Here is a 5,117-nt window from a genome sequence, read left to right as displayed (position 1 = left end):
GCTAGCTCCGCTCGCCTTCGGGCCTGTCGGTCGCATAAGGCACGATCGAATAACCCTGGCTGCGGCCGTCACGCTCCTGGCGCAGCAGCCGGAACCCGGGTTCGCTGGGCGGCCGGTTGACAATGAACGACATGCGCGGCGCTTCCCAGCCTTTGGTCGAATCGAAGGCGGTTACCCGCACATACATGTTCGGACAGGCTTTCCGGCAAGCATTGACCTCGAGCAGTATGCCCGCCGGATCTTTCAAGTCGAACATGGGGTTGCCGTACATTTCCCAATAGGTGTTTCGCGGATGCGGATCGTCCGTGTACTCGACGCTGACCGCCCAATGGTTCTTCAGCGCGTATTTGATCTGCGCCGAAATCTGCTCGTCGGTCAGGTCGGGCAGGAACGAGAACTGCCCCTGTGTGACCTTGTTTCCCGGATTGGTCATCATGACGACGGTTCCTTTCGTCTAGAAGCTGGGCGTTGCGGTTGGCACGAAGTCGGCCGTGTCGGTCGATTCGTAGTTGAAGGTGACGTCCTTCCAGGTCTCCAGGGCAGCCTTCAGCGGCGTGCACCATCTGGCCGCCTGTTCGAGGATCTTGGTCCCTTCGCGCAAATAATCGCGCCCCTCGTTGCGGGCCAGGATCATCGCTTCCAAGGCGACGCGATTGGCCGTCGCGCCTGCCTGGATACCGTCCGGATGGCCGATCGTGCCGCCGCCGAACTGCAGGATGACGTCCTCGCCGAGATAGTGGATCAACTGGTGCATCTGGCCGGCATGGATGCCGCCCGAGGCAACGGGCATCACCTTGTTGAGCGAGGCCCATTCCTGATCGAAGAACAGCCCGGTTTCGAGGTTCTGCGGCGTGCGCTCCTCGCGCAGCGTGTCATAAAATCCCTTGATCATGAGCGGGTCGCCTTCCAGCTTGCCGACCACCGTGCCGGCATGGATGTGGTCGACGCCGGCCATGCGCATCCATTTGCAGATGACGCGGAAATTCATGCCGTGGTTCTTCTGGCGCGAATAGGTCGAGTTGCCGGCACGGTGCAGGTGCAGGATCATGTCGTTGCGGCGTGCCCACTTGGCCATCGACTGGATCGCCGTGTAGCCGATGACCAGATCGATCATCACAATGCAGGAGCCAAGTTGCTTGGCGAATTCGGCGCGCTCGTACATCTCCTCCATCGTGCCGGCGGTGACGTTGAGATAATGGCCCTTGACCTCGCCGGTGGCGGCCGACGCCTTGTTCACGGCCTCCATGCAGTAGAGGAAGCGGTCGCGCCAATGCATGAAGGGCTGCGAGTTGATATTCTCGTCGTCCTTGACGAAGTCGAGGCCGCCCTTCAGCGCTTCATAAACGACGCGCCCGTAATTGCGTCCCGACAGGCCGAGCTTCGGCTTCGTCGTTGCGCCGAGCAGCGGCCGGCCGAACTTGTCGAGCCGCTCACGCTCCACCACGATGCCGGTCGCCGGCCCCTGGAAGGTTTTGAGATACGCCACCGGGATACGCATGTCTTCCAGCCGCAACGCCTTGACTGCCTTGAAGCCGAACACATTGCCGATGATCGATGCGGTCAGGTTGGCGATCGAGCCCGGCTCGAACAGGTCGAGGTCGTAGGCGATGTAGGCGAAGTACTGTTGCTCGGTCTTGGTTCCGGGACCGGTGTTCGGCACCGGCTCGGATCTGAACGCCTTGGCGCGATAGAGCTCGCAAGCTGTCAGCCGGTCGGTCCACACCACGGTCCACGTCGCGGTGGAGGATTCACCGGCGATGGCGGCTGCCGCCTCCTCGTGGTCGACACCGGGTTGCGGCGTGATCCGGAACATGGCGATCAGATCGGTTTCCTTGGGCCTGTAGTCAGGCTCCCAGTAGCCCATCTTCTTGTAGGGGATGACCCCTGACTTGTAGCGCTCCTTGCCTTCCTTGAGCGTCCCCGCTGGCAGTATGTCGATCTTGTTCATGACAGGTCTCCTGTTTGTTGCTCAGGCGGCTTTCGCGGTTGCGATTTGGGGGTCGAGTTTTCCCGCGGCGTAACGTTTCGCCATCTCGTCCATGGCGATGACCTTGATCTTCGAGGCGTTGGACGCCGTACCGAAACGCTCGAAGCGGTCCCGGCAAAGGTCGCGCAAGGCATCCATGGCGGGCTTCAGGAATTTGCGGGGATCGAACTCGCGCGGGTCTTCCGTCGCGACGCGGCGGAACTGCCCGGCCATGGCCATGCGGCAATCGGTGTCGATATTGACCTTGCGCACGCCGTAGCGGATGCCGCGCTCGATCTCCTCGACCGGGACGCCAAAAGTCTGGGGCATCTCGCCGCCGTATCTGTTGATGATGTCCTGCAACTCCTGCGGCACAGAGGAAGAGCCGTGCATGACCAGATGCGTGTTGGGCAGCTTCTCGTGGATCGCCTCGATCACCTGCATGGCCAGGATGTCGCCGTCCGGCTTGCGGGTGAATTTGTAGGCACCGTGCGAGGTGCCGCAGGCAATCGCCAGCGCGTCGACTTGGGTTGCGGTCACGAAGTCGACCGCCTGATCGGGATCGGTCAGGAGCTGGTCGTGGGAGAGCGCGCCCTCGGCGCCGTGGCCATCCTCGGCCTCGCCTTGGCCGGTTTCCAGCGAGCCGAGCACGCCCAGTTCGCCTTCGACGGAAGCGCCGACCCAATGCGCCATACGTGCGACGCGTTCGGTTATGGCGACGTTGTAGTCGTAGCTTGCCGGCGTCTTGGCGTCCGCCATCAAGGATCCGTCCATCATCACCGAGGTGAAGCCGTGGCGGATCGCGGAAAGGCAGGTGGCCTCGCTGTTGCCGTGGTCTTGATGGATGCATAGCGGGATGGTTGGGTGGATTTCGGTCAGCGCCTCCATCATCTTGGCCAGCATGATGTCGTTGGCATAGGTCCGGGCGCCACGCGAAGCCTGGATGATGACAGGCGCGTCGCAGGCCTTGGCCGCTTCCATGATGGCGAGGCCCTGTTCCATGTTGTTGATGTTGAATGCCGGTACGCCGTAGCCGTGCTCGGCGGCATGGTCGAGAAGCTGGCGAAGGGTGATGCGAGCCATTGTGAATCCTCCTAGATGATGAGCTTCAGCGCCGCTGCAGCAACCGCTTCGGACGTTATGTTGAAATGCCGGTAGAGGTCGGGGGCAGGGGCGCTGGCGCCGAAGCCGGTCATGCCGACGAAAGCGCCGGTCTCGCCGATCCAGCGGTCCCAGCCCAGCCGGGCTGCCGCTTCGACCGCGACGCGCGGCGCCGAGCCGAGGACGGCCTTGCGGGTGGCTCTTTCCTGCTCCTCGAAAAGCTCCCAGCACGGCATCGACACGACGGCGGCGGCGACGCCATGCTCGGTCTCCAGCCTTTCGGCGGCAGCAACCGCGATCTCGACCTCCGAGCCGGTGGCGATCAGGGTGACGGCACGGTGCTCGGCTGGTTCGCGCAGGACGTAGGCACCCTGGCGGGAGCGGTTCTCGTCACTGTGCGACCGACGCAGCATCGGCAGGTTCTGGCGCGACAGCACCAGCACGCTCGGCCGATCCTTGCTCTTCAGCGCGAGTTCCCAGCACTCCGCCGTTTCGATGACATCCGCCGGACGGAAGACGTTGAGATTGGGCGTGGCACGCAGCATCGCCAGGTGCTCGACCGGCTGGTGCGTCGGGCCGTCCTCGCCGAGGCCGATGGAATCGTGTGTCATCACATAGATGACGCGCTGGCCCATGAGCGCCGAGAGCCGCATCGCGCCGCGCGCATAATCGGCGAAGCACAGGAACGTACCGCCATAGGGCACGAACCCTCCATGCAGCGCGATGCCGTTCATGGCGGCCGCCATGCCGTGTTCACGAATGCCGTAGTGAATGTAGCGGCCGGCATAGTCACTCGGCGCAATGCGGTTCATGCCCTTGGTGATCGTCAGATTCGAGTGCGTCAGATCGGCCGAGCCGCCGACGGTCAATTCCGTTGCGCCGTTGATGGCCTCCAGCACCATTTCGGAGGCTTTTCGCGTCGCCACCTTGGTTGCCTTCTCGACATGTTCGCGACGAAAGGCTTCGAGCGCGTCGAAGACCGTGTCGGCCAGTTCGGCGGCGACGGCGTTTTCAAAAGCCTCGCGTCGCGGCGAGGCGGCAAGCCGCTGCTCCCAGGCGCGCCGCATCGCTTCGCCGCGACCGGCAATCTCGCGCCAGGCGAAAAGGATATCATCCGGCACCTCGAACGGCGCGTGGGCCCAGCCGATGTTTTCGCGTGTCGCGGCGATCTCTGCTTCACCCAGCGGTGCGCCGTGCGTCTTTTCCGAACCGCCGAGATTGGGGGCACCCATGCCGATCACTGTGCGGCAGGCAATCAGCGATGGCCGATCCGACCGCCGCGCCGCCTCGATTGCCGCGGCGACTGCTGCCATGTCGTGCCCGGCGACACTTTGGACATCCCAGCCGGCGGCCTTGAAGCGCGCCGGCTGGTCCATCGACGTGGAGAGGGAGGTCGGCCCGTCAATGGAAATCGCATTGTCGTCCCAGAAGACAATCAGGCGGGAAAGCTTCAGGTGACCAGCGAGATCTATCGCCTCGTGACTGATTCCCTCCTGAAGGCAGCCGTCGCCCGCAATCACATAGGTATGATGATCGACCAGATCGGCACCGTAGCGGGCGGCAAGCATGCGTTCCGCCAGCGCCATGCCGACCGCCGTGGAAATGCCCTGTCCAAGCGGTCCGGTGGTGGTCTCCACGCCAAGCGCATGGCCGTATTCCGGATGTCCGGCGGTGCGGCTGCCCAGCTGCCGAAATCGCTGCAATTCCTCGACCTGCATGTCTTCGTAGCCGAGCAGATGATGCAGCGCGTACTGCAGCATCGAGCCGTGGCCGGCTGAAAGCACGAAACGGTCACGGTCGGGCCAGTCCGGTCTCGACGGATCGATATTGATGAAGCGGTTGAACAGCACCGTTGCGACATCGGCCATGCCCATCGGCATGCCGGGATGACCCGAATTCGCCTTTTGGACGCTGTCCATCGCCAGCGCGCGAATGGCGTTCGCCATGTCGCGCTCAGAGACGAGAGCGGTTGTGGTGACGGGCTTCAGTGCTGTTTGGCTGGTCATTGCATCCTCCTCACGACACACGGCTCTTGCGTTCAACCAATTGC

The 5,117-nt window shown here is 63.2% G+C and carries 4 protein-coding genes; all 4 read right to left on the bottom strand.

Translation table 11 applies throughout. From position 1 onward, the window contains the following. Window position 1: 1 nt before the first annotated feature. Genes EN879_RS23655 through tkt form a run of 4 tightly spaced genes read right to left on the bottom strand, consistent with a single transcriptional unit; the run spans window position 2 to window position 5,073 of the window. Complete coding sequence (locus tag EN879_RS23655; protein ID WP_013532057.1) at window positions 2-436, bottom strand: ribulose bisphosphate carboxylase small subunit; 435 nt, start codon at window positions 434-436, stop codon at window positions 2-4. Window positions 437-454: 18 nt separating this feature from the next. Further along, on the bottom strand, window positions 455-1,948 hold the full coding sequence (locus EN879_RS23650; protein ID WP_013532056.1) for a ribulose-bisphosphate carboxylase large subunit: 1,494 nt from the start codon (window positions 1,946-1,948) through the stop codon (window positions 455-457). A 21-nt stretch (window positions 1,949-1,969) separates the two neighbouring features. After that, the gene (gene fba / locus EN879_RS23645; RefSeq protein WP_063167848.1) at window positions 1,970-3,049 is read right to left on the bottom strand and encodes a class II fructose-bisphosphate aldolase; all 1,080 of its coding nucleotides are present in this window, start codon (window positions 3,047-3,049) and stop codon (window positions 1,970-1,972) included. A gap of 11 nt (window positions 3,050-3,060) precedes the next feature. Further along, window positions 3,061-5,073, bottom strand: coding sequence for a transketolase (tkt, locus tag EN879_RS23640; protein WP_063167849.1), 2,013 nt, complete (start codon window positions 5,071-5,073; stop codon window positions 3,061-3,063). Between the last annotated feature and the right edge of the window lie 44 nt (window positions 5,074-5,117).

It is taken from the genome of Mesorhizobium sp. M7A.F.Ca.AU.002.02.1.1, assembly GCF_003998535.1.
Lineage (GTDB): Bacteria > Pseudomonadota > Alphaproteobacteria > Rhizobiales > Rhizobiaceae > Mesorhizobium > Mesorhizobium ciceri.
Note: the sequence above shows the minus strand (reverse complement) of the source record. Positions and strands in the feature narration are given on the sequence as shown.